25 protein-coding genes, 1 tRNA gene and 1 pseudogene are annotated in these 22,643 nt (G+C 46.9%); 11 read left to right on the plus strand and 16 right to left on the minus strand.

Annotated features, from left to right (window positions below):
* Positions 1-199: 199 nt before the first annotated feature.
* The 3 genes from ASD40_RS30470 to ASD40_RS30480 all read left to right on the plus strand — a co-directional run bounded on the left by ASD40_RS30470 (position 200) and on the right by ASD40_RS30480 (position 4,084).
* Positions 200-1,990 carry a DEAD/DEAH box helicase gene (locus tag ASD40_RS30470; RefSeq protein ID WP_057306870.1) on the plus strand — a complete coding sequence of 597 codons (1,791 nt, stop codon included), beginning with the start codon at positions 200-202 and terminating at the stop codon, positions 1,988-1,990.
* Positions 1,987-3,009, plus strand: coding sequence for a YqhG family protein (locus ASD40_RS30475; protein WP_057306871.1), 1,023 nt, complete (start codon positions 1,987-1,989; stop codon positions 3,007-3,009). Before ASD40_RS30470 ends, ASD40_RS30475 begins: the two co-directional genes overlap by 4 nt.
* Before the next feature lie 124 nt (positions 3,010-3,133).
* A complete protein-coding gene (locus tag ASD40_RS30480) occupies positions 3,134-4,084 on the plus strand; it encodes a hypothetical protein (protein ID WP_057306872.1) in 951 nt (316 codons plus the stop codon).
* Between the two features lie 46 nt (positions 4,085-4,130).
* Here ASD40_RS30480 and ASD40_RS30485 read toward each other — a convergent pair whose 3' ends face one another.
* The 3 genes from ASD40_RS30485 to ASD40_RS30495 form a co-directional block, all read right to left on the minus strand.
* A complete protein-coding gene (locus ASD40_RS30485) occupies positions 4,131-4,781 on the minus strand; it encodes an SGNH/GDSL hydrolase family protein (protein WP_057306873.1) in 651 nt (216 codons plus the stop codon).
* Positions 4,782-4,913: 132 nt separating this feature from the next.
* The gene (locus ASD40_RS30490) at positions 4,914-5,105 is read right to left on the minus strand and encodes a YqzE family protein (protein ID WP_057306874.1); all 192 of its coding nucleotides are present in this window, start codon (positions 5,103-5,105) and stop codon (positions 4,914-4,916) included.
* Positions 5,106-5,184: 79 nt separating this feature from the next.
* Positions 5,185-5,466 carry a hypothetical protein gene (locus ASD40_RS30495; protein ID WP_057306875.1) on the minus strand — a complete coding sequence of 94 codons (282 nt, stop codon included), beginning with the start codon at positions 5,464-5,466 and terminating at the stop codon, positions 5,185-5,187.
* Positions 5,467-5,630: 164 nt separating this feature from the next.
* Here ASD40_RS30495 and ASD40_RS30500 point away from each other — a divergent pair, with 164 nt between their 5' ends.
* Positions 5,631-5,873 carry a hypothetical protein gene (locus tag ASD40_RS30500; RefSeq protein WP_057306876.1) on the plus strand — a complete coding sequence of 81 codons (243 nt, stop codon included), beginning with the start codon at positions 5,631-5,633 and terminating at the stop codon, positions 5,871-5,873.
* A 78-nt stretch (positions 5,874-5,951) separates the two neighbouring features.
* Here the strand turns inward: ASD40_RS30500 and ASD40_RS30505 are convergent, their stop codons facing one another.
* Together ASD40_RS30505 and ASD40_RS30510 are read right to left on the minus strand one after the other, a co-directional pair.
* Positions 5,952-6,605, minus strand: a complete 654-nt coding sequence (locus ASD40_RS30505; protein WP_057306877.1) for a Bax inhibitor-1/YccA family protein — start codon at positions 6,603-6,605, stop codon at positions 5,952-5,954.
* Between the two features lie 196 nt (positions 6,606-6,801).
* Positions 6,802-6,885, minus strand: a tRNA-Leu gene (locus ASD40_RS30510).
* A gap of 147 nt (positions 6,886-7,032) precedes the next feature.
* Here ASD40_RS30510 and ASD40_RS30515 point away from each other — a divergent pair.
* The gene (locus tag ASD40_RS30515; protein WP_057306878.1) at positions 7,033-7,212 is read left to right on the plus strand and encodes a hypothetical protein; all 180 of its coding nucleotides are present in this window, start codon (positions 7,033-7,035) and stop codon (positions 7,210-7,212) included.
* Positions 7,213-7,287: 75 nt separating this feature from the next.
* Here ASD40_RS30515 and ASD40_RS30520 read toward each other — a convergent pair whose 3' ends face one another.
* Together ASD40_RS30520 and ASD40_RS30525 are read right to left on the minus strand one after the other, a co-directional pair.
* Positions 7,288-8,058 carry an adenosylcobinamide amidohydrolase gene (locus tag ASD40_RS30520; protein ID WP_063870865.1) on the minus strand — a complete coding sequence of 257 codons (771 nt, stop codon included), beginning with the start codon at positions 8,056-8,058 and terminating at the stop codon, positions 7,288-7,290.
* Positions 8,048-8,308, minus strand: coding sequence for a hypothetical protein (locus tag ASD40_RS30525; RefSeq protein WP_057306880.1), 261 nt, complete (start codon positions 8,306-8,308; stop codon positions 8,048-8,050). The genes ASD40_RS30520 and ASD40_RS30525 overlap by 11 nt, the downstream gene beginning before the upstream one ends.
* A 156-nt stretch (positions 8,309-8,464) precedes the next feature.
* Between ASD40_RS30525 and ASD40_RS30530 the strand changes: the two genes are divergently transcribed.
* Complete coding sequence (locus ASD40_RS30530) at positions 8,465-8,782, plus strand: hypothetical protein (RefSeq protein ID WP_057306881.1); 318 nt, start codon at positions 8,465-8,467, stop codon at positions 8,780-8,782.
* Positions 8,783-9,169: 387 nt separating this feature from the next.
* Here ASD40_RS30530 and ASD40_RS30535 read toward each other — a convergent pair whose 3' ends face one another.
* Entirely contained in the window at positions 9,170-9,496 is a 327-nt protein-coding gene (locus tag ASD40_RS30535; RefSeq protein ID WP_057306882.1) for a hypothetical protein, read from the minus strand.
* An 80-nt stretch (positions 9,497-9,576) separates the two neighbouring features.
* Entirely contained in the window at positions 9,577-10,146 is a 570-nt protein-coding gene (locus ASD40_RS30540) for a xanthine phosphoribosyltransferase (protein WP_057306883.1), read from the minus strand.
* A 269-nt stretch (positions 10,147-10,415) separates the two neighbouring features.
* Between ASD40_RS30540 and ASD40_RS30545 the strand changes: the two genes are divergently transcribed.
* The gene (locus tag ASD40_RS30545; RefSeq protein WP_057306884.1) at positions 10,416-11,132 is read left to right on the plus strand and encodes a hypothetical protein; all 717 of its coding nucleotides are present in this window, start codon (positions 10,416-10,418) and stop codon (positions 11,130-11,132) included.
* Between the two features lie 79 nt (positions 11,133-11,211).
* On the opposite strand, the gene ASD40_RS30550 is transcribed toward ASD40_RS30545, so the two are convergent.
* Positions 11,212-11,817 (minus strand): DedA family protein, encoded by a 606-nt coding sequence (locus tag ASD40_RS30550; RefSeq protein ID WP_057306885.1) that lies wholly within the window; start codon positions 11,815-11,817, stop codon positions 11,212-11,214.
* Positions 11,818-11,958: 141 nt separating this feature from the next.
* Between ASD40_RS30550 and ASD40_RS30555 the strand changes: the two genes are divergently transcribed.
* Positions 11,959-12,999, plus strand: a complete 1,041-nt coding sequence (locus ASD40_RS30555) for a YkvI family membrane protein (protein WP_057306886.1) — start codon at positions 11,959-11,961, stop codon at positions 12,997-12,999.
* Here the strand turns inward: ASD40_RS30555 and ASD40_RS30560 are convergent.
* Genes ASD40_RS30560 through ASD40_RS30580 form a run of 5 tightly spaced genes read right to left on the minus strand, consistent with a single transcriptional unit; the run spans position 12,931 to position 19,401 of the window.
* Positions 12,931-13,368, minus strand: coding sequence for a hypothetical protein (locus ASD40_RS30560; protein WP_057306887.1), 438 nt, complete (start codon positions 13,366-13,368; stop codon positions 12,931-12,933). The two genes, ASD40_RS30555 and ASD40_RS30560, sit on opposite strands and share 69 nt — an antisense overlap.
* Positions 13,369-13,405: 37 nt before the next feature.
* Positions 13,406-13,684 (minus strand): hypothetical protein, encoded by a 279-nt coding sequence (locus tag ASD40_RS30565; protein ID WP_057306888.1) that lies wholly within the window; start codon positions 13,682-13,684, stop codon positions 13,406-13,408.
* Between the two features lie 25 nt (positions 13,685-13,709).
* A complete protein-coding gene (locus tag ASD40_RS30570) occupies positions 13,710-16,937 on the minus strand; it encodes an AAA family ATPase (RefSeq protein WP_057306889.1) in 3,228 nt (1,075 codons plus the stop codon).
* The gene (locus ASD40_RS30575) at positions 16,934-18,211 is read right to left on the minus strand and encodes a metallophosphoesterase family protein (RefSeq protein ID WP_057306890.1); all 1,278 of its coding nucleotides are present in this window, start codon (positions 18,209-18,211) and stop codon (positions 16,934-16,936) included. The genes ASD40_RS30570 and ASD40_RS30575 overlap by 4 nt, the downstream gene beginning before the upstream one ends.
* Before the next feature lie 20 nt (positions 18,212-18,231).
* Positions 18,232-19,401: a glycosyltransferase family 4 protein gene (locus ASD40_RS30580; RefSeq protein WP_057306891.1), complete on the minus strand. Its 1,170-nt coding sequence runs from the start codon at positions 19,399-19,401 to the stop codon at positions 18,232-18,234.
* A 172-nt stretch (positions 19,402-19,573) separates the two neighbouring features.
* On the opposite strand from ASD40_RS30580, the gene ASD40_RS30585 reads away from it, so the two are divergent.
* The gene (locus tag ASD40_RS30585) at positions 19,574-20,710 is read left to right on the plus strand and encodes a GGDEF domain-containing protein (RefSeq protein ID WP_057306892.1); all 1,137 of its coding nucleotides are present in this window, start codon (positions 19,574-19,576) and stop codon (positions 20,708-20,710) included.
* 107 nt (positions 20,711-20,817) lie between these two features.
* Here ASD40_RS30585 and ASD40_RS30590 read toward each other — a convergent pair whose 3' ends face one another.
* On the minus strand, positions 20,818-21,171 hold the full coding sequence (locus ASD40_RS30590; protein ID WP_057306893.1) for a DUF1304 domain-containing protein: 354 nt from the start codon (positions 21,169-21,171) through the stop codon (positions 20,818-20,820).
* 354 nt (positions 21,172-21,525) lie between these two features.
* Here ASD40_RS30590 and ASD40_RS39555 point away from each other — a divergent pair.
* Together ASD40_RS39555 and ASD40_RS30600 are read left to right on the plus strand one after the other, a co-directional pair.
* Positions 21,526-21,645: pseudogene (locus tag ASD40_RS39555) on the plus strand (aldo/keto reductase); the annotation flags it as partial.
* Positions 21,646-21,754: 109 nt separating this feature from the next.
* On the plus strand, positions 21,755-22,591 hold the full coding sequence (locus ASD40_RS30600; protein WP_268795936.1) for an aldo/keto reductase family protein: 837 nt from the start codon (positions 21,755-21,757) through the stop codon (positions 22,589-22,591).
* Positions 22,592-22,643: the final 52 nt, after the last annotated feature.

The following is a 22,643-nucleotide window of genomic DNA, read 5'->3' on the forward strand; positions in this document are numbered from 1 at the left end:
GCCTCTTCTGGACATACTAACACGTAATCGACGCAAATCTGGTGAGCTTGGAGCCATTTCACGACTCTGAAACCCAGTATTGTTCCATTCTCAATTTTCTACGAAAGCTCAGCTCATGCCTGCAAAGTCATTTTTTTACGAACTCAGTACACGCTTACGAAGTTAGTTTTCTAACGAAAACTCTTAGGAGGGCACATCGATGCGTCAACATGAACAGCAAGAGAACATTCGCCCCATTCATAATCAGCTTGATATGCACTTTGAGAGGGACTGGTTTACTGAGCTGGACAATCGTGTGCGCGGAGGTGGTCCATGGGACGATTGGACGCTGTACCAGCTAGCCTACGAATCGGAAGAATCGGGGCTTATTTCGACGTTTGACGAGATGCAGTGCCTCGTTCATCTAGGGCAGCTTGAACCTATGGCTCATCAGATTGATACGGCGAAACGTGTGCTTAATGAGATGCGTGGTCGGGCTATTTTGGCCGATGAAGTTGGGCTTGGGAAAACGATTGAGGCTGGTTTGATTTTAAAAGAATACATGATCCGCGGCTTGGTCCGCAAAACACTTATCCTCGTACCCGCTTCCCTTGTGCTGCAATGGGTCCGGGAATTGAATAGCAAATTCGGCATTCCAGCTGTTGCTCATAAAAAAGCCTATATGTGGAAACAAAGCGACGTCATTGTGGCCTCCATGGACACCGCCAAACGTGATCCGCATCGTGAAATTGTCATGGGTCTTGAATATGACATGCTAATCGTCGACGAAGCCCACAAGCTCAAAAATAAAAAAACGACCAATTATACTTTCGTGAACGAGCTGCGAAAAAAATATTGTCTGCTGCTCACTGCCACGCCGGTGCAGAACGACCTGAAAGAGCTATTCAACCTCATCACCCTGCTCAAACCAGGTCAACTAGGGATTCATAGCAACTTCAAAACCAACTATGTGGTTGGCAAAAGGACACCTAAAAACGAAGGTCAGCTTCAACAGGAGCTTTCCAAAGTTATGATTCGCAATCGTCGCGGCGACGGCGGCGTTCATTATACGAAAAGGGTTGTTAGGAACATTCCTCTCACGCTCTCCCATGATGAACAGGCACTCTACGATGGGGTAACGAATTTCGTTCGAACCAGGTACCAAGAGAGCGCTGGAGATCTCAGCAGTGTACTCTCGCTTATCACTCTGCAGCGCGAAGTCTGCAGTTCCCGTGATGCCGTGTTCATCACGCTCGTCAATTTGTTCAAGAAAACAGCCGAGGACTCGCCGCAACGCGCCAAAATATGGGAGCTAGTTGAGCTGATTCGCAGTATTAAAGCGAACACCAAAGCAGAGACCACGATGAAGCTCGTACAAGATATTAATGATAAAGTCATCATTTTCACCGAATACCGCGCTTCTCAAGAATATCTTCTCAATTATTTGAAAGAGCATAAAATAACAGCTGTCCCTTATCGAGGCGGTATGAATCGCGGTAAAAAAGATTGGATGATGGATTTATTCCGTAATCGAGTACAAGTCCTTGTCGCTACAGAGGCTGGCGGCGAAGGGATTAACCTCCAATTTTGCCATAACATGATTAATTTCGATCTGCCTTGGAACCCAATGCGTGTGGAACAGCGAATTGGTCGTGTACATCGACTCGGGCAAACGCATGATGTCAACATCTATAACCTTTCTACCAGAAACACGATTGAGGAGCATATTCTTTCTTTGCTGCATGAGAAAATCAATATGTTTGAGCTGGTTATCGGTCAACTCGATACGATCCTAGAGAAAATCGAGAAAAAAGGCTCCCTCGAAACATCGTTGTTCCGCATGGTCATGGAGGCTGGCTCTAGCGAAGATATACGCAGAAAGATCGATGAGCTAGGTCATTCGTTTATCGAGGTTAAATCAGAGATTGAACAAAATCCGGTATACGGGGCAGCCTTCCAAGGCATTCTTGATGCTGTTGGCGGGACGCAAAATATCGAGGTAAGGCCATGAATAAACGCAACATTCACACGTTCGTCATGCGCTTTCTTGAAGCATATAATTGCACGATTCTAGAGAAATCACCTACTTACGTCACTGCAAAGCTCTCTCCTGAAGCAGATAGAGAGATGACAGGCCGCCCTTATTATTGGAGCTTCGTAGAACGTACAGGGGCTGCAGCCGAAACGATGACCTATAAGTTCATCTTCGATCCTGAACAGATGAAGCTGGAGACTAAAGCGAAGACCACCGCAACAGCTGTCAAAAGCCCGCCTAACGCGGGAGCGCCCAGCCAGGGCCTGGGCCAGAGCCAAGGGCAAGGTCAGAACCAAGTCCCCCAGCCACCTGACGCAAACTCAGACAGCATTCTTGGCCGCTATTTCGGCTTCGTACCTACGACAGTCATATCCCAGCGGCTTCCGCAGGACGAAGTAACCTTCGGCAGTAGGCGTCTGGAACAAATGTTCAACATTGTCCGTGAACGAGGACGATTCGTTCATTTGTTTGAGGAACCATTCCCAATGAGCGCTACCTATCACGCTGCGCTTGTCTATGACACTTGGTTCTGCGTGAACTACAAGGTAGAGCTTGCTTGCGACCGCAAACGAAGCGAGATTCACTCTCTCGCTATTCATCTGAATAGCGGTGAAATTCGGGAACATTTTCATAAACATATGCTTACCAAGAGCCTCTCTCCGAAGCTTCCTGCGAATAGTCACATTTTGCCTGACACGATTTCACTGCCTAAAGCCATTAATGCCCTTGAAATGATGCTCGAACGTAAGGTCAGTGCGTATGATCATTCTTGGGCTGATGAAGCTAACGAGCAGCACCGCAGCGAAATTAATCGTGTGGAAGCTTATTACAACGGTCTCCTGCTGAGCGCTGAGCCTGACAAAAGAGACGAAATTGAAACCCAATGCCGTAACCGCCTGCAAGAGATTGACTGGCAGCACAAGCCGCGTATTGTCGTATCTGTCATCAATTGCGGTTTGTTTCATTTAAATGCCGGACGAGGACCCAGAAACTGACGTTAGTCGCTAAAACATCGCAAAATTAACACTACAGGTTCTAACAATCTTTTTAAGACATAAGAATTACAATAGGTTAATAGGTTCATACCACTAGAGGTTAACGATAGGTAGGTGAACGAGGATGAAGCTGTGGACAACATGGACGGCGGCCTGCTTCATAAGTGTGAGCAGTTTATTATTCATACCGCTCCAAACCTCTGCAGGCGACTCCGTAGAACGGACAAGCTATACGCAGGCGGCAAGGGAAACGATAGCTAGTAACACAGAGACGAAGCCATTACCTGATTTGCGGAGTGAATCCACTTTGACCGCTACGATCAACACTTGGCGAACAACTCTCGCTCGGGAATCGGGGTTTGAGCGCTGGCAGACGGCAGTTTGGAACAGTTATCCGCTCGGACCAGGCACCCATGGTTGGGTGGTTATCCTCACCGATCATGGACAGGATGTTGGCTATATGATCGTACATGCCACGGACAACGGCTCCTTCCGATTAACCGAGTACGGAACGGGGAACAATCCGCTATTCAGCTTGACCACGCTGTATCGTTCTTTGGTACAGCAGGAACTCATTCCAACTACTACTTCTTACTCTGATTTTGTTCAAAATGAAACGATTCTTTTAGACCGGCTTTACATGGACCAGCTAACCGCTGTATGGAAAATAAGTTTGCAAGATCAAACGTACTATTTGGATGCCAAATCCGGAGAGCTGCTTCCGCTCAAAGAGGACCCTACCCCGAGGATAACTGAGGATCGGCCAGAACCAACCGATTTGACGAGCAAAGCTCAAACGGCGTTATATCCCGCCTTTGATCCTTATGACAGACTCCCATGGGTCCAGGGCAAACCGCTTCCAGTGACCAAACTGAGCGAACTTCAAAAGACTTTAAACCCTCAGGCTAAATTAACTTATGTCACCGAGCTCTATGATGGTCAAGTCACGCTGCCGCTGGCCATTCTGGGTTATCAACAATGGGTATCTGGGGATACCTACCTGACTTTAGATCATGTTGGACCCCGTTACGTGCTGCTGGAGAATGCTTTAAGGTTAGGACATATTTTTCCGTAAAAAAAAGCCTTAGACCACTATTTCCAGAGGTCTAAGGCTTTCCGCTTTATTTCCAAGTAAAATCAATAGCTTTAAGAAAAGCTTTAGCTAAAATAGTATGACCTACGTTGTTCGGATGTACACGATCCCAAGCGATGTAGGCTGGGTAGTAAGCCTGTAGAACAGGTTCAAAGGCAGCTTGCGTATCCACGAAAAGGGAACTCGTTTCTTCGGCTATCTGTTTCACGATTGCTCCGTATTGATCCATCTTGGAACGCATGGCATCTTGCGGATTCGGCTCTATGTAAAAGGGTGTCATCAGTACAAGCCCTTTGACAAGAGGACGTGTCTGTTCGACTAGCTCTCTTAACGTCTTTTCATAAGTCTGAATGCCCACTTGTTTTTCCTTTTGATGCGGTACGTCAAAATGCCTCCAAACGTCATTAATACCGATCATGATAGATAACCAGTCCGGCTTCAAATCGATGACATCCGTTTGCCATCTGGCTTGGAGATCAAGTACCGTATTACCGCTGGTACCCACATTAACGGTACGAATTTGAAGCTCTGGATACGTTGCATTGATCAGCCCGTCCACGATAGAGACATAGCCTTTACCTAAAGCTCCGAATAATCCTTCACCAATCGGTCTTGATCGTTCGCAATCCGTAACAGAATCACCAATCATGACGAGCTTATTATTTTTCTCAAGTTTCATTATGGCATCTTCCCCCAATTTATGGTAGTACGTTCGTCCTGACTATATTCGATATGTAAACTAAAAAACCTCTCGCACCAATCATCCGGATGAACGAAATCTCCCGATGATAGGTGAAGAGGCTTTGTCATTTTATTTTTTGGGTTTTGCCTGATCAATCAGCATTCGTGTGGCCAGCGGCAGCATGCCGAACCAGCGTGTTTGCCAGCTTTCCCGCTGTTCCTTGCTCATCGCTTTAACCTGCTGACGAACTTCCTTTGGTGTTTCTATATACGTGACGACTTGCTGCGTTATGTACTTAACCAGATCATCGCTTTTTGCCATATGTCCACCTGCCTTCTATCCCTATTTTAACCACAGAGACAGGAGCTTAAACTTGCAAAAGACAGGTGGATATAGGGGATTAACCGATTTTGCCGCCACTCTCCGCAATGATTTTGTCTGCAAAAGATTTAATCGTGCTGCAACCGAGCAGCATCGGTTTATTATCACACTGCAATAACAAGGTATGAGCATTCGTATCCCACGCATATTGAAATCCGACATTCATGCCAACCACCGTTACCATGAACTTGCCTTGTGTTGTATTAGGAATCGTAATGCCCTGCTTTCTGCCGACTTGTTGTAAGGCTTTGAATACCGAAGACGAAATCCCTCTATACGTCCATGTGCTGCAAGCCGCCATAGGTCATCTCCTCTCTCCCCTTATAGGATCATTAAATTGTATGAACAGAGAAAGGAAATCGTGCTTGTTTCTTAAAAATCCATTGATCATAGCGCAGTCTTACACGTCTATTCACGTTATCCAAGCATACACTAGAGTAAGTAGAGAGAGAGGTGTTGACTTGGATGTGGAAACAGATGCTGCTAACGGAGCAGCTAGAGATTCAAATGGACGAATCCAATCATCTACTCGAGGTCAAATTAAGCAGAACCGAGCAGGAGGAGACAGCAACCGTCCGATTAAACCATGCTGAACTCATCCAAATCCTGCATACCCTGCTCGAAATTAATCGAAGCTTCCGCGGAGATATTTCCTATTTTCATTCTGTTCAAGTTCAGGTCAAGCCCAAGCTCGATCTCCTAAGATAGCTTCAAGCAAAAAAGCACCTTCGATTCCCACCTTACGGTGAGAGACGAAAGTGCTTTTTGGTGTCTCTGATGATCTGTTTAATCCCTGTTTAACCCAACAATTGAGGCTAGGAACTTCAAGATGTACAAGAAGAGATTAATGAAATCGAGATAAATATTTAATGCTGCAAGTGGGACCTCTTCCGCCGATACACCGTTTCGGTATTGAGCTACATCGTAGAGAACCCAACCGCTGAAAATCAAGATGCCGATCATCGACCATACTAGGTTCATCGCAGAACCAAAGTTAACGAACATACCGACTACACTCATTAGCACGAGTCCGATCGTCCCGGCAAATAAGAAGCCGCCTAGAAAGCTGAAGTCACGCTGCGAACGATGAGCATAAAAGGCAAGTCCGCCGAAAATTGCTGCAGTTGCGAAGAAAGCGCCAGATACTACATTTGCCCCCAGCAAACCGCCATACGCCATAATAACTGGGTACAGAGTAACCCCTGAAATCGCGGTAAATGCATAAAGAAAGCCGTATCCGATATGCTTGCCGCGAACACGAATGATGATTGCGGCCACCAGCATGACCACCTCAGCAATGATGAAAAGCATGATCATCGATGGCGGAACGACAATTGCACCGACCAATGTCCCTAGGAAGGAAACCAACAGGGAAATTGCAAACGTTTGAAGCACATGAGCAAAACTGCCAGAATGCGTAACCGTAATCGTTCTATCCATGAAACATCAGCTCCTTTGTAATGATGTACAATCTATACTATGTATTATACCTAGTTTTCATGAAAGCCGCTATACATCTATGCGTTTAAAACATTAGAGCTCAATAACCAAATCCCAAATTGATGAAAAAGACGAACATGGTTGCATAAAAACAAAAACAACCCCTTCAGACTTATCTGAAAGGGTTATTGCTTGATGCGATCAAGAGGACTCGAACCTCCACGGGGGTAAGCCCACACGGACCTGAACCGTGCGCGTCTGCCAATTCCGCCATGATCGCGTATACGCTGCTCTATGAACGAAGTCATAATAGCTGCGACAAAACTTAATATAACATGGGAAATGAGAGCTAGTCAACGATACTTTTACAATTCGTGAATAATTCTTCCCTTCACTCCTAACCCTATTCGCAAAGGAGGAATGACCTATGAATGAGGAAGAAATTCGTGCTTTGGAACCGAAATATACAGGCAATCAAAGGCACCTTACGGAAGGTGAAGCTGAAGCCATTGTGCATGATCCGAACTACAAAAGTGAAGATGAGGATGAGTCTGGATTAGGCACGATTGCAGCCGCAGCTGCGTTCGGAGTGTTCCGTAGAACTTAACTAACAAAACTTGAATGCTTCATGCAAATGCGGGAGCCAACCAAAAGGAACAAGCGCCCTACTTATCCACATGGATTAGTAGGGCGTTTGTTCATACAATTGTCCGGAATGCATGATGGCTTCGTATACCGTCCTTCCGATCAAGTAACCAATTGCTGTCGCTGTACCCGCGTAACGATAGGTCTGGCCACGGCACGTAGCAGCAATAAGTACGGCATCGGTTGTCGTTCCTGTTGCAGGCTGACCCTCAACGAGGATACCTAATGCTTGTAGAGCTGCAGCTTTGGCCTCCGTTGCCGTAATGACAGCATTAACCATGGCCGCATCGGTTAAGCAACCGTTGATAACGACAATCGTGTTAATCGTTCCAGGGTAAAGGGAAGCGGCAGGGAGTTCAGTTCCTGCTCTTGCTTTATTCCCCAGCCCCACCGTAACCCACGAGCAAACTTGAAGGGGCTCATGATCTGGCTTCATCGCAAGTTCCTGGCCGAATTCGCCGATAACACCGTCTTCGCCCGTTTCCCAGGTAAGGGTGCTGTAGCCAACGTCCTTTACCTTCGCCGCGGTCAGCATACCCGCTGTTTCTTGGGGATTCAAACCCTCACGCTGGATGAATTCCTCCATCTCTCGGAGCGGATCCGCCTCATTATACAGCTTGTCCACCTGCCGGTTCATCATTACCTTATGCGTGCCGAATCCACCGCCCCATGGCGAAGAATTCAGCGTTCGCAGCGGATTGTCGCTACAAATCCGCAAGTACGGACCTTGGTGGGAACTAACCAAGTCCATGCGAATACCGGAGATAGGAACCTCCATGGATCCCATCCATGCGTCCTTATTCGTCATCAGAAACGCCATCTGGTTCGATGGGATCCTGCGGAAGCATAAATTCAGGAGGTCTTTCGGCTTCATATGGTTGATAGATATAATTACGTGCGAGCTTGACTACTTTGCGGTTTTTTTTGCGAATTAACACGCTCTCGTCATCCCAAGCTACTACTATTCCACGCACATCATTCGTTGGACTGACGTCCCGAATAACACGCAATAATGTGCTTTCAACTCTATAGTGATCAAGCTGTTCTTCCGATATCATTAACTTACCTCCAACATTTCATATGTACATCATTAGCATACACCAATTTGCATTTAGATCAAACTTTACATAAAACCGCTTTACTGAGGTTAACTTAACTAATGACGAAACAAAGTTAACACAAAAAAGCAAACTTACTCCATGGGAGGTTCTATAGTGGATAAAAAGACGTACTACATCAACGTTGGCACGGGGGAAGTTCTGGAAGACAAAGGAGCACTTAATTTCGAATTCGAGATCTCAGCAACCGAAGAAGAAATTGATAAGCTTCAAGAGCTTTTCGAGGAAACCGATAACTCCTCCCAAGGCAGTTATGCAACTTCTTGGCTTCCTTGGAAAGTTTATTACTCCAATGAGACCAATCAGGAATACGATTATTATTTAACAGAAGTATATCGAACCCTTCACAAGCTCGGTTCTGAACAAACGAAAAGGCATATTGAAAGCATGAATGTACTGGAAAATGGCGTCTGAGTAGAGTTAGAGTTAGAAGCATAGCCATAAACAGAGCATACGTCTGAGTCAGAGCCCCGCTTCACCGGATCCGAGAAAGCCTCTGACACCGTTCCGTGAGGGAACGTCGATCCTCTATTATGCGATTTACACCCGAATTCACGGTTAAGAGGAACGACGATTCGTTATTTCACTGTTTTGGTCCCTTAATTGTTCAATTTTCATCAAATAAGGCCCTCACGTTCCGCTAATCCACTTTTTAGCTCATATTTCCAAAAATAGCGAATTGTAGTTCCCCCAATCTAACAAAACTAAGCTTAAACCAAGAAACCAACACCATTTAGATCATAGAAAAAGGCCAACGAATCCTCTTCGGATTCACTGGCCTCTTCCTTATATGGGCATAAATTAACTAACATGTTCCTTCGAATCATTCGTCTCGTACCAGAAATCAAGGACTTTGCTGGACATTACGCGCTTCTGAATATACTCCACTTGTGCGGCAGAGAAATGTTGTTCCCACTCGATAGTCAGTTCTGTGCAGAGCTTTACGATCGTTAACAACTCGGACCATGCTACATATCGTTTGTACCAGAAAAATTGAGGGTGTTCGATCATATACGGATACAGGTCATCAAACTCTGTATGCTTACAATCTAGCGCACGTTCAAAATGTGTTTTGGCTTCCCCAAGCTTTGTCATAAAATATTCAATGGAACCATTTTCGATACCCATAGATGTCAGCCTCCTCTCATACCATATACTCATTATAAAGGATAAATCGGTTTGAGGGAAGTCATGAACAAATTGTAAAATCAGTTAAAAGTGATTTGCCCATTTGCAAGCGAGGAAATGCGAGCTAATGATTCCACACGAATTCCACGCTCTCGAATCGAGCTTCCGCCAGCTTGGAATGATTTTTCTACAGCAATACCTACACCAACAAGCTCAGCTTCCGCTTTTTCAATGATACGAATTAATCCGCGTGCTGCGTCTCCATTCGCGATAAAATCATCGATCAGCAGAACTCGCTCGCCTTTGTGAAGCAAATGAGAGGATACCATAATATCCGTAACAATCCCTTTGGTAAAGGATGGCACACGCTCACTATATGTATCTTGATCCATCGTCAACGTCTTCTTCCGACGTGCAAATATCATGGGAACCTCAAGATGTAAAGCTGTCGTATAGGCAATCGGAATACCGGACGATTCTACGGTAAGCACCTTGTCAGGCTTCGTTTCTCTAAATAATCTTGCAAATTCTTTCCCCATCTCCATGATGAGTACAGGATCAACCTGATGATTAAGTATGGCATCCAGCTTTAGCACTTGATCCGACACGACTACACCGACCTCTAGGATCCGCTGTTTTAATAATTCCATGATTCTAGCCCCCTAAACCTGTCTATTATGAGTAAGTTACCATATTGATGAAGTAGGTTTCAAGTCCCAATTTGTGAATATCCCTCTTTTGAAGTGAAACTTTTACTCTGTTCAAGGTGTCTATATGTATATAAGGTTCAGCATTTTGAAATTTGTCTACAATTGCTCACATTTGGGTAACTTGATGCATTGAAATAGAACCAGAAAACAGTATGATTAGTAATGTTGCAATTTTCACTCCAATTATTCGGCAGAAAGGATAGATGACGATGAACAACCTGCTTAAACCTGTCATGCTTGGCTTTGTGCCAGTCGCATTTGCTTCTTTACTGTTAGCTGGATGCCAAGAGTCATCTGCTCCTTCCGGACAGCCTACTATAGATCCAACTAACCATGTACAAAATAACCCTATTGCAGAAAGCACTCCTCCTGCGATCGTAGTATCAACAGCGACAGCATCACCTTCGCCAACGCCGGAAGACACGGCGAAGCACGAGGCACAAGTCGCAGGCACGTCCAAAACGGATTTAACCGACATCCCCCCATTATCTGCGAGTTCGAAGCCAACCGCTAAGCCGAAGATTAAAGCAGAGGATGCGTACCAACAGGAGAAACCAACGTTGATGGGCTTGAAGCTCGGAACGAGTAAGGACGTTGTGCTTGAACGTTTTGGGAAGGCGAAGAAACAATTCGTGATGGATGCAGATGAAGACGCCATTCAAGTCTATGATTTCACGGATTTCTCCGTAGGCTTCAATAAGAAGGATGCTCTTGAGTTTGTTGACGTACATTCCACGGAGATTGATCCTGGGCTACGCGGATTGCGCCTCGGTCAGAAAGTCCAAGAAGCTGTTGACATTCTAGGCAAACCGGACACTAACTCCACTTATGTTCTTTCCTACAAATCGCAAGGAACACTGCTTAAGCTCGATATCGATCCGACGGAGGGCACCATCCAATCGATTAAACTTTTCGCGAACCATTAAATCGCAAAGAATACAAAATAAGACCATGAATGCTCCTCTTATAGGATGCACTCATGGTCTTATTTCATGTGTACGGGAATCATATCGCTCTCCGCTTCCGGAAGCGGAAGTAAATGGCCGTTCCAATAATGGCTATAACCGCTATAGTCAATAAGCTTATTCCCATGTATTTATGTATCAATTGGAATAAACCCTCCAAGTTACTGCCAATAAAATGCCCTAATGTTAAGAAGGTTGTACACCACAGCAGAGCTCCTGTACCCGCGAAGAACAAATATTTATAAAACTTAACCCCGCTTACACCTGACAAATAACAAGTGAAATGACGTACCCCCGGCACGAAATACCCAAAGAAAACAGTCCAGAGCCCATACTTCTTAAACCACCCTTCGGCCCGCTCAATCCGGTTCGGTGTTAGTTTAAACCATTTGCCATACCGATAAAGAAACGGTTTACCCACGCGATGACCGATTAAATAACTAACAACCATTCCTGTCATCGTGCCGGCATAAATCACAATTAACGCTGTTCCAAACTCAAAGGGACCTCCAAGTGCCGTTAGCGAACCCACGAAAGCCATTAGGGTTTCATCTGGTACGGGTACCCCAACGATTCCAGCAGACAGCAAAAGGTATAAAGCAATATATCCATAATGACTTATGAAATCATATAGAAATTCCTTCACAAAAGACTCACTCCCGCATTGTACTTCGTCTTATTCAATCCCATTCTAACAGAAATGACAGCTTGCCCCAAGTTCCAGTCATGCGCGTGGGATCCCGAACATACCTTGTACTATATCAAACGAAAGAAAGCGGGGCAATCTATGCGAACAGGTTCACAGATCGTCCGTGTTGCCTTTACCTACATTGGAACGGTTGTTGGAGCAGGGTTCGCTTCTGGACAAGAGATCCTGCAGTTTTTCACACGTTACGGCTGGCTAGCCTCGTTGACGATTGCTTTATCCAGCATCCTTTTCATCTGGATTGGCATTAAACTCATGTTGATGGCTCATGATCTGAAAGCCGCATCCTATGAGGATTTAAATCGAGCCATTTTTGGCCAAAGAATCGGTAACGCCATTAGCTTGTTTATGATGATCGTCCTTTTTGGGATTACAACCGTCATGCTCGCTGGGGGCGGAACCGTATTTGAGGAACAGCTGCACCTCTCATACCAAACAGGACTCTTCGTGACATTGGTGCTCGCCTATTTCGTATTATCCCGCGGAATTGGCGCCATTATGACCGTGAATTCAATCGTCGTTCCCATCATGCTGCTCTTCAGCTTGGTCATCGTCATTTATACGTGGCATTCGCCTTCTTCAGGAAACTGGTTGCGCATTACTAGTGATGATCCACTAGAAAAAATATGGTTTGCACCTTTCCTCTATACCGCCTTTAATTTAGCCATGGCCCAAGCCGTGCTCGTTCCAATGGGAGCGTCCATTCGCAATCGATCCGTTCTTTACTGGGGCGGACTGCTTGGAGGTGCAGGCATTGGTCTGCTCCTGTTGTCTGCACATTACGCACTATCCGCGCAAATGCCAGGTATCGCACAATTCGAGATCCCAATGGGAAATATTATTACCCGACTAGGATCCGTACCGCAAATTGCTTATTTACTCGTTATTTATGGTGAAATTTTCACGACCTTCATTGCTGACGCCTACGGCTTGTCCCAGCAGCTTCAACAGCGCATGAAACTGCACCCTAAGGTTATTCTCGTTAGTATCCTAATACTTAGTTATCTAATCAGTCAAATTGGTTTCAAAATACTTCTTTCCGCTTTGTATCCCTTATTTGGCTTTATCAGTGTTGTCTGGCTCGTTCTGATGATCTGGCGCAATCGTAACCGTGCGATGTAGAGCACCTGACTGAATAAAACCAAGAACGACGATCAAACGTACAAACAACAGAAGCATGCCCATAGCAGAAATAATGATTCCTATGAGCAGGTAGGAGAAATGGAAATTGGCAATAGCCGTTTGATCTCGCCAAACAGCAAATAGTTCGGCTAACAATAGTAAAAGACCGATAATAAACAGTAAAACGACCGCGTAATCAAAGACCGTCCATTTTGAAAAGTATTTGACGGCAATTTCCACCTGACCTGCTGGTTTTGGCGCTGCCGCCTGCTGCTTCCAAAGCTGATGAACCATCCAAGCTGTATATATGGCAACCCCTGTTACAAAAAGGCCAAGCAGGCCACCTATAATAGCTAATAGCATGTTCATAAAGCTGATCCCCCCTTCATTCAATCCTTACTCGCTGTTAGCCATGACGCAACCCATAAATGAGAACAAGCGTTAATAGGAAACAGAAGACGGGAAGCGAATAAAGTAAGGGGAGAAGCAACCAACTAGGAAGATTCATGGCTGGAAGCCAAAACAGCTGCAGACGCTTTTCTCCAACATGCCCCTCATCTTCTATGGATATTTTGTCGGCTAAAGATTCCGATGCCCCTTCATTCCATTCGATCTTCCCCTTCTTCCATCCGACCTGATAGGTGATTTCCCGATGCTCTTTCTTCTTATCGTTTCCTGATTCCAATTCCGATTCCTCCATTGCAACGCTTCTACAAACGAATTAAGCGATTTCCGGGAATAACTCTTGCTGCCGCATCCCGCACGTGGCTGTGGCAGGTAAAGAGCAGCACTTGATGCTTGCTGCTTATGTCTGCAAGAACGCGTAAACAGCTCTCCATTCGTTCCTCATCGAAATTGACGAGTATATCGTCCATCACCAGCGGTAAAATAGCCTTGTAAGCATACTCCTGGGCGAGTGCAAAGCGCATGGATAAGTAGAGCTGCTCTGCCGTTCCCCGACTAAGCTGAGTCGTATCCAGCGACTCTCCATTCGCTCGTATGGCCACTAGCCGCTGCTCTCCGAATGGCGCTTTGACATGAGAGAAGGCACCGTTCGTCATTTTCGCAAAGTAATCCGATGCTCGCAGAAGCACGCCAGGCTGCCGTTCATGCTCGTAAAATTCGCGGGCTTTCTTCATCAGCAGTGAAGCAAAAGAAGCTACGGCGTATTGATCCACTTGCTGCCGAATGGTAGCTCGATATGCTTCAGCCTGAAGAAGATGATCGGCCTGTTCTGAGCCTTGCTCCAGCTTCTCAATTTGCCCCGCCAGCTTGCCAACGACCTCCCGAAGTTCATTCGTTTCATGGGCAGTATCGGTTAACTGACCTTGGAGGGATGTCATTTGAAGTGAGATATCCTCTTCTCCTTGGGTTTCCAAAAGCTCGGTGTAGCTGGGAAGTAAGGATCGGCTAAGTAACGTTTCGAGCGAGGATTCCAGCAATGTTTGTTCTTCCATCAGTTTCCTGCGTTCTTCCTGCTCTCTCTGATGAATACGCAGTTCTTCACCGTCACATGCAGACGCTTCCTGTAAAAGCTGGTCCAACCGGCCTTGTGTACGCTGCTCATTGGTCTGTAGAAGCTGCAGTTCTTGCTCGGTTTCCGAATATAACTGCTCGCCATGCTTCTTCTCCGTAAGCAGCTTCACTTGTTCTTGCTCCTGCTCTTTCCAGCGTTTGAGCGCGAATACGGGCTCTTGCCGTGTCACCGGTGAAAGTCGAAGAAGTGAACCGACTGTCTTTTCGTAATGATCGATGTTTGTTACTAATACCTCAAGCTTGGACTCCAGCTTATGAAGCTGACGAAGACTTTCCTGCCCTTGCTCAATCGTCTGGATGGTTTCTAACAGGGCATCTGCTGATAACTGTGTACTTAGTCCCAGCGATTGCAGCCAATGATTCCAATCCAACTGGAGCTGATCTGACTCCAACATAAGCTGCTCGAAGTATCCACTACGCTGATCTTCTTGCTGCCGAAGAGATTGCAGCATCTCCTTCGTGTCCTGCAGCTTCTCTAGTTTACGAAGCAGCTCGCTTCGTTGCTGTTTATTTTGCTCAGCTTCACGCATCCAAGCATCCAATTGTGGCTGGAGAACTTCAAGAGACAATGATGCGGAACGGCCCCACGAATGAGCAGCTGATGCTGCCGCAGCTTCACCGTAGCCCGTTTGCTGTTGGGCAAAAGGTTGGATTTGTTCTTGAAGGCGGCGTTCCAGCAAGCGAAGTTCATCACTCAGACTTTCATCCCTGATCGGGGATGAAGTCATCACTCGGGAAGAGCGGCTCTCTGTCTCTGCACGATCAGAAACAAGTAAATAGAGCGCAGTACCAGCAAATAAAAGAAAGGCGCAGAGAGCTGCCAGCCAGCTGCCCTGCCATAACAGCAATAATGGCGCCAAGACGGCCAAAAGGCCGGTTATGACAACGATGCGTTGACGCAGTCTCCGTGAGGCCGTTTTGCCTGCTTTCGCCGCCTCTTCCAGACTAAGCTGGAACTGATTTTCCACAGCATCGCGTTCTTTTTGATGGGCAAGCTCTCTCACAAGCAGCTGCCACCTGGCATAATCTCTCGCTATTTGGTGCAAGGTGGCAGATGGATCTGCTCCTCCCCAACCAGGAGAGGCTGAACCATCTGTTCTTACCCCGCTTTTATGTAGATCGGATTCCAAGCTCCTTACCGTTTCTTGGACGCGTTCCACCTGCTGCTGCAGACTCTCAAGCTCTGTTCTGACGCGCAGCTCACTCTCCTTGGACTTATGAAACCGGTCTTTGTAAGCTCGTACCTGTTCACGCAGCGAAATCGTTACCGAGAAAGAGGCTAAATCTGTCTCCTCCCAGTGAACATCTATTTGTTTAAGCAGCCTATCTACCTGCGCGCGTTGGTGTTCCCGCTCCACGCGCATTTGATCTACGCTGCGTTTATTCTCTTCATATGTGGCTGCTTGCTCCAGCCAATGATTCAGCTCAATCTGATGCTCGAGCAGATCAGGCACAAGCTCTATAGCGCGCAGCTGACTCGTTAGTCCCTGCTGCCGCAGCAGGAGCCGAGCGCGCTCCGCATGAATGCGCTCCAGCTCTGCCTCGAGCGCGTCAAGCCTCGCCGAGGCATGCTCGGGGAAGCCCGCCAGCGCAGGCAGCGCCGCAAGCTCCTGGCCGATCTGACGCAAGCGGATCCATCCGCTGCGCGCCTTGCCGGCCAGGCCAAGCTTGTGCAGTTCCGCGCGCAGCGATTCCTGCTGCCCCTCCAGGGCAGCAATGCGCTCCTCCGCGGAGCGGCGCTCCGCTCGCAGCCGATCGTAGTCGGCTGCTGGGTCCCGGCTGCGGCGCAGCGACTGCTCCAGACCCTCAAGCTCCTTCAGGAGACGGTTCATCTCCTGATTGCGCCCGCGGGGTCTGTACAGGCCGTCGGCCTGCGCCGTCAGCTTGCGCTCGGCCTCCATGATGGCCGAGCCGCTCACACCAAGCCCAGCGCTATACAGATAGCCGCTGAGCTCGTCCGTCTGCAGGGTGCGCAGCTCCTGCAGTTCGGTTAAACCGAAAGCGAACAAGCTGCGGAAGAGGTCGGCCGATAGGCCGCCCAGCAGCGTGTTCAGCAGGTCTTCGCCCCCGGTGGTGCCATCACCGAGGGTAACCTTGACGAGCCCCGCAGAGGCTCGTCTGCCGCCTGCGGCGGGCGCGTCGTAGCGCTCGACGCGAATGAGCTGACCCTGCTCATCGAGCAGGGTTAGCGCGCCTCCATGCGCGCCGCCGCCCAGCGGCTCGTAGCGTTCCAACCGGCTCTGACGAGTCGGGAAGCCGAACAGCACCGCGCGGACGAAGCCCATGAGCGTGCTCTTGCCCGCTTCGTTGGCGCCGTAAAACAGCACCAATGGGCTGTCCGTATCAAGCTGCCGCTCGCGCAGGCTGCCGAAGCCTTGAACCTGCATGGATACGATTCTCATCCATGTCCCCCCCCATCCGCGGACAACAGATCCGCGGCTAATTCTTGTGCGGCGCGCAGCCACTCGCGCAACCGTTCAGGCTCCGCCGCAGCCGGGTCACCGGCTGCCTGCGGCAAGCTCTGCAGCGCGGCCAGCGCCTCGCTTGCAAACAAAGCAAGCGCTTCGTCGTCGCCTTGCAGCGCAGCCGAATACCGCAGAAGGTCGCCAAGGAAGCTCTTCTCCTGCTGTAAGGCCTCGAGGTCGAGCTCACTTGCCGTTCGGTCCTCGATCGATTCCACCCAGACGAAGCGGCTCCGCTCGGCTTCGTCCTCACGCAGTTCGGCGGTCAGCTCCTGCAATGCCCGCCCTTTGCGCAGCAAGCCATGCACCGCGCTGCGCCCTTCCAGAACAAGACGGACGACGGCATCTCTGCCGTCCGCCTCAGACCGGATACGCTCGAGCTGCTCCCCGAGCCGGTCTTTCAATTCCTGCTCGGTCTGTATGCCTGTCACCGACAGCTGCTCTAAGAACCAACGAACCTGGTCCAACGCATGGAAGGTTAGCTCAGCTCGTCCATCCTCAGACATATCGACGATATAACACCCACGTGGTCCTGTTTCCCGAATACTTCGGCCCTGCAGGTTCCCTGGGTAAACAATCGCCGGCTGCTGATGAAGCACATTCCTCGTATGTACGTGGCCTAATGCCCAGTAGTTCATACCCGCTTCAAGCAAATCCTGCTTGCTGCAAGGGGCATAATTATCATGACCGGGATCACCGTCGACATTCGTATGTAAAAGGCCGATCTGACATACGTTCTCTTGGCCTGCTTTAAATTTGACAGCTAAATTATCCGTAACAGCCGAGCTTCGATATGAAATGCCATGAATCTGGGCGATGATGCCGCGATTCGGCTTTTCCACGCTAATCGTCTCCACTTGGTCGCACGCAAAAAAATGGACTGCTGCCGGCCAATCCAATTTCGCGGCACGTCCATCCTCCGGGTCATGATTTCCATGAATAATATAAGTAGGAATTCCCCTGTCAGCTAATCGCTCCAGTGCTTTCTGGAAGCGAATTTGAGCGCGTAAGGAACGATCAGATAAATCATAAACATCCCCACTAATGAGTACAAAATCTACCTGCTCTTGTATCGCTAAAGCCACGAGTTCCTTGAGCGCTTCAAACGTCGATTCTCGTATTCGCTCACGAACCCGTTCAGGCAGCGCCGACATGCCTTTGAACGGACTGTCCAGATGCAGATCGGCGGCATGCATAAACCGCAGTCGTTTCATGTCTCAAACGCCTTCCTAATTCAGCTTTTTTCACTATCCGCACTATCATCGTTATTTGATTGAGCAGCGATAGGATAACTCTCATATACACTTTTAAGCTGCCGCAGCACACGGTTTAAAGAGTAAGTTTTCTTCGCCTTTTCCCAAGCAGTTCGTGCCAAATTATAGCGGAAAGTAGGATCAATGACGACTTTTTCCAAAGCATGGCTAAGCGCCATCGCATCACCAACCGGTACAAGCAAGCCGTTATGTCCATGTTCGATTTGCTCAGCGATCCCTCCGACATCAGTTCCTATTAACGCTAACCAGCACAGTGCTGCTTCTGCAAATACAGACCCGAATGCCTCCGCGCGCGATGGCAGAACGAATACATCAAAGAACGGCATAAATTCTTCTGGATGCAGCATATAGCCATAGAAAATCGTTTCTTCGTAAATATTATGCTGAATCGCGAGCTTCTCCAGCTCTTCTCGGCTCGGTCCATCACCAATAATATGTAAAACGAAGGGATGACCGCGTTTTTTCAGCTCTCCGCAAGCAATCAGCAGCGTATCGAGCCCTTTGGCAGGCACTAAACGGCAAACAGTTATGAACTGCGTAACTGGATTTTCATGTGAAATCGGACGAAAACGCTTTTCGTCAAAACCATTTGGGATAACGCCAATCCGTTCACTATCCTGCACATATTCCGCCATATATTGCTTGAACGAATTAGAGACTGTGATCATCTGATCGACTCTCGCTTCAAGCTCCCCGTAAATTTGAGTAAGGAATTGATGCTCTACGCCATTCTCCTGAATGCGTCCATTCAAAATAAGCTCTCTCTCAAAGCTAGAATGAATGGTTAAAATGACGGGTGTTTCGGGGTAAATCTGCTTCATGGCAAGTGCCGCAATCGGATGATGAGCATGGATGATATCATACTTCTTGGAAATTCTTAGCTTCGTCCACCAAACATAATCCTTGTACGTCTGAATGTATTTATCAACGATCGGGTTTCCGGCATACTTCCGCCAATCAAAAGTGACGAACTCCACTTCCTCAGTACCCTTGCCTCGAATCCGCTTAGGTAGCGAAAATAATTCCATTTCCCAGCCTTTTTTATTAAAACGGTCCAATATATAGGGAACCATGGATGACACCCCACCCGGCTGTTCCGGGGGGAAAAACAATGCTTGCAATATGTTCATTGCATGAGCCCCTCTCCCAAATCCTTGAGCTTACCTTCTTATTGTAACTTGTGTGCGCCGAATAGAAAAGAGAACACCTTCGAGCCCTAACAATCGATTCTATCCCTCTCTCGCATTTTCCTTTATAATAGAGTCACTACATGTCGAAAAACAGGGTATTTTGGAGGAAAGTATGAACGTCGTTGATCTGCTTTTCGGTGATTTAGCTTCATTATTATCGAATGCCATTATCGTTGTCATTGTTGCCCTTATGTTCGTGATCTCTCTTCGATTATTTCTAGACCGTCGCAAAAAAGGCTACATGTCGATGACCATTTCACTAGTTATAGTAGGCATTCATTACCTATTACAATTATATTTATCACTCAGCAACATTGATACAAGTTTAACCGCCTACATGCTGCTAATGCTTAAAATAATATCCTTTATCCTTATAAATATGGGGATCTATCAGTTATACAATCGTACGAATCGTAAGCAGTACATATTCTTCTATGGCTTAATGATTATGGGTTTTGTCGTTTCTATCCTTCATTTCAGTGTGCCGAATATGTATACAGGGACGCATGAGCAAGTTAGATTGCTTCAGGATATTGGTCTAGAGCTCTATGTATTTGTACTGATCTTTCTTTGTTTCTACACAATTCCACCGTACATCGGCCAACAGGTCAAATATCAAATGGCACTGACGGTTTACTTTTTCATTCAATCTGTCCACCTTGTAAATGCCTATATGTATGGGAACGTTCAGCCTTTGTTATCCATTGCAGCCAATGTCTTACCGATTATTTATTATTTTTTATTATTTATGCTGCTCTTTGAACGTGTCGTAGAGCTTATGCAGGCCATTTATAATTCATCCATAACGGACGGGCTTACACGTCTATATAATCGCAAATTTTTCTATAATCGCGTTTCCCAATATGTTGGACGGCATTTGCCTGTGTACATTTTATTTAGCGACATTGATAACTTCAAGAAGCTAAATGATACCCAAGGTCATCAGATGGGGGACGATGTGCTCAAGCAAGTTGCGCTGATTATGAAAGAAGAAGCCGAAGAATGCGGCATTGCCGGCCGATACGGTGGCGAAGAGATGGTCGTCATGGTGACAGATCCTAGTGTCAAAATGGAAGCCTTTGCGGAACGCGTTCGCAGTCGAATCGAAAAAGAAACGATCGTAACCGCAAGTATCGGCTACAGCAAGTACAAGAATGGTCTAAGCGCCGAGGAGCTCATCAAACAGGCGGATGAAGCCATGTACCGAGCAAAAACGAGCGGCAAAAATAAAGTAGTGAAGTATGCCTAATAAATAAGGGAAGTCCCCAGTAGCTATAGGGACTTCCCTTATTTATTGCGATAAAACCTTACCTATGTAAGTCTTTTCTATGTCTATTTACTTATGTAGTGGTGATCTTACAGAAGGACAAAAAGAAGAGCAATAACCGCAGGTAAACCCTGTACTAGCAAAATCGACCTTTTTGCAGTTGCCCCGCCATACAAGGCAGCAATAATCACACAGATTAAGAAGAAAATCTCAATGGAACGACCCATGGATGCATCAGGGTGAACGAGTCCCCATACAAGACCAGCTGCAAGAAATCCATTATATAAACCTTGATTAGCAGCAAGAGATTTGGTTTCCTGGGCTTGTTCCTTCGTCATTCCGAAGGCTTTCAAACCGCGAGGTGTCGTCCATAAAAACATTTCCAATATTAGAATGTAGATATGCTCTATAGCTACGATGCCAACAAATAGGGAAGCTAACATGAATACCTCCTCCTTTCAACGTCATTTTACTTGAAAAGCTTTCTTTTGGCTACAGAGCAGATTGTCTTCATCTCTTTTGATTTCCCGATCACTTTTATACTTACCTTGAAGTAAGCGTCACACCTCCAGGTAACTAAATCACCTATTTATTTGGAACCGCTACAATTAACANGGCTACAGAGCAGATTGTCTTCATCTCTTTTGATTTCCCGATCACTTTTATACTTACCTTGAAGTAAGCGTCACACCTCCAGGTAACTAAATCACCTATTTGTCAGTTCTTACATAAACCGGGGAATGTCTTTATACTAATAGATAGTACTTATCCCACATTGCACTAGGAGGTTAACAATCATGCAATATCGCAAACTCGGTAACAGCGGTCTCAAAGTCAGTGAAATCAGTCTTGGCAGTTGGCTCACATACGGCGGTTATGTCGGGGAAGACCCTGCCGTCCGTTCGATTGAACAAGCTTATGATTTGGGTGTTAATTTCTTTGATACAGCTAACGTCTACGAACGTGGTGAAGCAGAAAAAGTCATGGGCAAAGCACTTGCTTCCTATCCACGGGCTACAGAGCAGATTGTCTTCATCTCTTTATGATTTGGGTGTTAATTTCTTTGATACAGCTAACGTCTACGAACGTGGTGAAGCAGAAAAAGTCATGGGCAAAGCACTTGCTTCCTATCCACGGGAATCCTATGTTCTAGCCACCAAAGTTTTTAATACGATGGGCGATGGTCCTAATGATCGCGGTTTATCCCGCAAGCATATTAAAGAACAGGCCGAAGCCAGTCTACGTCGACTGAATGCGGATTACATTGATATTTACTATTGCCACCGTTATGACCCTGAAACTCCGCTAGAAGAAACTTTGCGTGCATTGGACGATTTGGTCACACAAGGCAAGGTACTTTACATCGGCGTTAGCGAATGGACGCCTGCTCAGATTGTCGACGCATATGCCATTGCAGACAAGCTTTTGTTAGATAAGCTCATTGTCAATCAACCGATCTACAACCTATTTAATCGCTACATCGAAAAAGAAATTATCCCACTTGGTGAGGCTAAGGGATTCGGCCAGGTTGTCTTCTCGCCGCTTGCACAGGGGCTTCTTACAGGCAAATATCGTGCAGGACAACCCATCGCAGCCGATAGCCGAGCAAGCAGTAAGAATTGGAGCGATAAGCAATTAAACGAAGCTTCTTTGAATAGAGTGGCACAATTATCTGGAATCGCCGACGAGCTTGGCATCAAGGTCTCTCAGCTGGCCATTGCTTGGATTCTCAGACAAAATAATGTAGCAAGTGCTCTCGTTGGTGCTAGCCGCCCTGAGCAAGTCGTTGAAAACTGCGCAGCTAGCGGCATCCGCTTGACGGAAGATGTGTTACAAAAGGTGGAAGACATCCTTCAAGGATAAGAAGTACGCCTGAACTTGATGAAAATCCCTTACTACGTGAGGGGTTTTCTTT

Source organism: Paenibacillus sp. Root444D2 (assembly GCF_001426375.1).
Taxonomy (GTDB): Bacteria; Bacillota; Bacilli; order Paenibacillales; family NBRC-103111; genus Paenibacillus_E.

What these genes read in the sequence shown, in the direction of transcription:
- ASD40_RS30470 (WP_057306870.1), top strand. Translation starts at nt 200, where the DNA reads ATGCGTCAACATGAACAGCAAGAGAACATTCGCCCCATTCATAATCAG.
- ASD40_RS30475 (WP_057306871.1), top strand. Translation starts at nt 1,987, where the DNA reads ATGAATAAACGCAACATTCACACGTTCGTCATGCGCTTTCTTGAAGCA.
- ASD40_RS30480 (WP_057306872.1), top strand. Translation starts at nt 3,134, where the DNA reads ATGAAGCTGTGGACAACATGGACGGCGGCCTGCTTCATAAGTGTGAGC.
- ASD40_RS30485 (WP_057306873.1), bottom strand. Translation starts at nt 4,781, where the DNA reads ATGAAACTTGAGAAAAATAATAAGCTCGTCATGATTGGTGATTCTGTT.
- ASD40_RS30490 (WP_057306874.1), bottom strand. Translation starts at nt 5,105, where the DNA reads ATGGCAAAAAGCGATGATCTGGTTAAGTACATAACGCAGCAAGTCGTC.
- ASD40_RS30495 (WP_057306875.1), bottom strand. Translation starts at nt 5,466, where the DNA reads ATGGCGGCTTGCAGCACATGGACGTATAGAGGGATTTCGTCTTCGGTA.
- ASD40_RS30500 (WP_057306876.1), top strand. Translation starts at nt 5,631, where the DNA reads ATGTGGAAACAGATGCTGCTAACGGAGCAGCTAGAGATTCAAATGGAC.
- ASD40_RS30505 (WP_057306877.1), bottom strand. Translation starts at nt 6,605, where the DNA reads ATGGATAGAACGATTACGGTTACGCATTCTGGCAGTTTTGCTCATGTG.
- ASD40_RS30515 (WP_057306878.1), top strand. Translation starts at nt 7,033, where the DNA reads ATGAATGAGGAAGAAATTCGTGCTTTGGAACCGAAATATACAGGCAAT.
- ASD40_RS30520 (WP_063870865.1), bottom strand. Translation starts at nt 8,058, where the DNA reads ATGACGAATAAGGACGCATGGATGGGATCCATGGAGGTTCCTATCTCC.
- ASD40_RS30525 (WP_057306880.1), bottom strand. Translation starts at nt 8,308, where the DNA reads ATGATATCGGAAGAACAGCTTGATCACTATAGAGTTGAAAGCACATTA.
- ASD40_RS30535 (WP_057306882.1), bottom strand. Translation starts at nt 9,496, where the DNA reads ATGGGTATCGAAAATGGTTCCATTGAATATTTTATGACAAAGCTTGGG.
- ASD40_RS30540 (WP_057306883.1), bottom strand. Translation starts at nt 10,146, where the DNA reads ATGGAATTATTAAAACAGCGGATCCTAGAGGTCGGTGTAGTCGTGTCG.
- ASD40_RS30545 (WP_057306884.1), top strand. Translation starts at nt 10,416, where the DNA reads ATGAACAACCTGCTTAAACCTGTCATGCTTGGCTTTGTGCCAGTCGCA.
- ASD40_RS30555 (WP_057306886.1), top strand. Translation starts at nt 11,959, where the DNA reads ATGCGAACAGGTTCACAGATCGTCCGTGTTGCCTTTACCTACATTGGA.
- ASD40_RS30560 (WP_057306887.1), bottom strand. Translation starts at nt 13,368, where the DNA reads ATGAACATGCTATTAGCTATTATAGGTGGCCTGCTTGGCCTTTTTGTA.
- ASD40_RS30570 (WP_057306889.1), bottom strand. Translation starts at nt 16,937, where the DNA reads ATGAGAATCGTATCCATGCAGGTTCAAGGCTTCGGCAGCCTGCGCGAG.
- ASD40_RS30575 (WP_057306890.1), bottom strand. Translation starts at nt 18,211, where the DNA reads ATGAAACGACTGCGGTTTATGCATGCCGCCGATCTGCATCTGGACAGT.
- ASD40_RS30580 (WP_057306891.1), bottom strand. Translation starts at nt 19,401, where the DNA reads ATGAACATATTGCAAGCATTGTTTTTCCCCCCGGAACAGCCGGGTGGG.
- ASD40_RS30585 (WP_057306892.1), top strand. Translation starts at nt 19,574, where the DNA reads ATGAACGTCGTTGATCTGCTTTTCGGTGATTTAGCTTCATTATTATCG.
- ASD40_RS30590 (WP_057306893.1), bottom strand. Translation starts at nt 21,171, where the DNA reads ATGTTAGCTTCCCTATTTGTTGGCATCGTAGCTATAGAGCATATCTAC.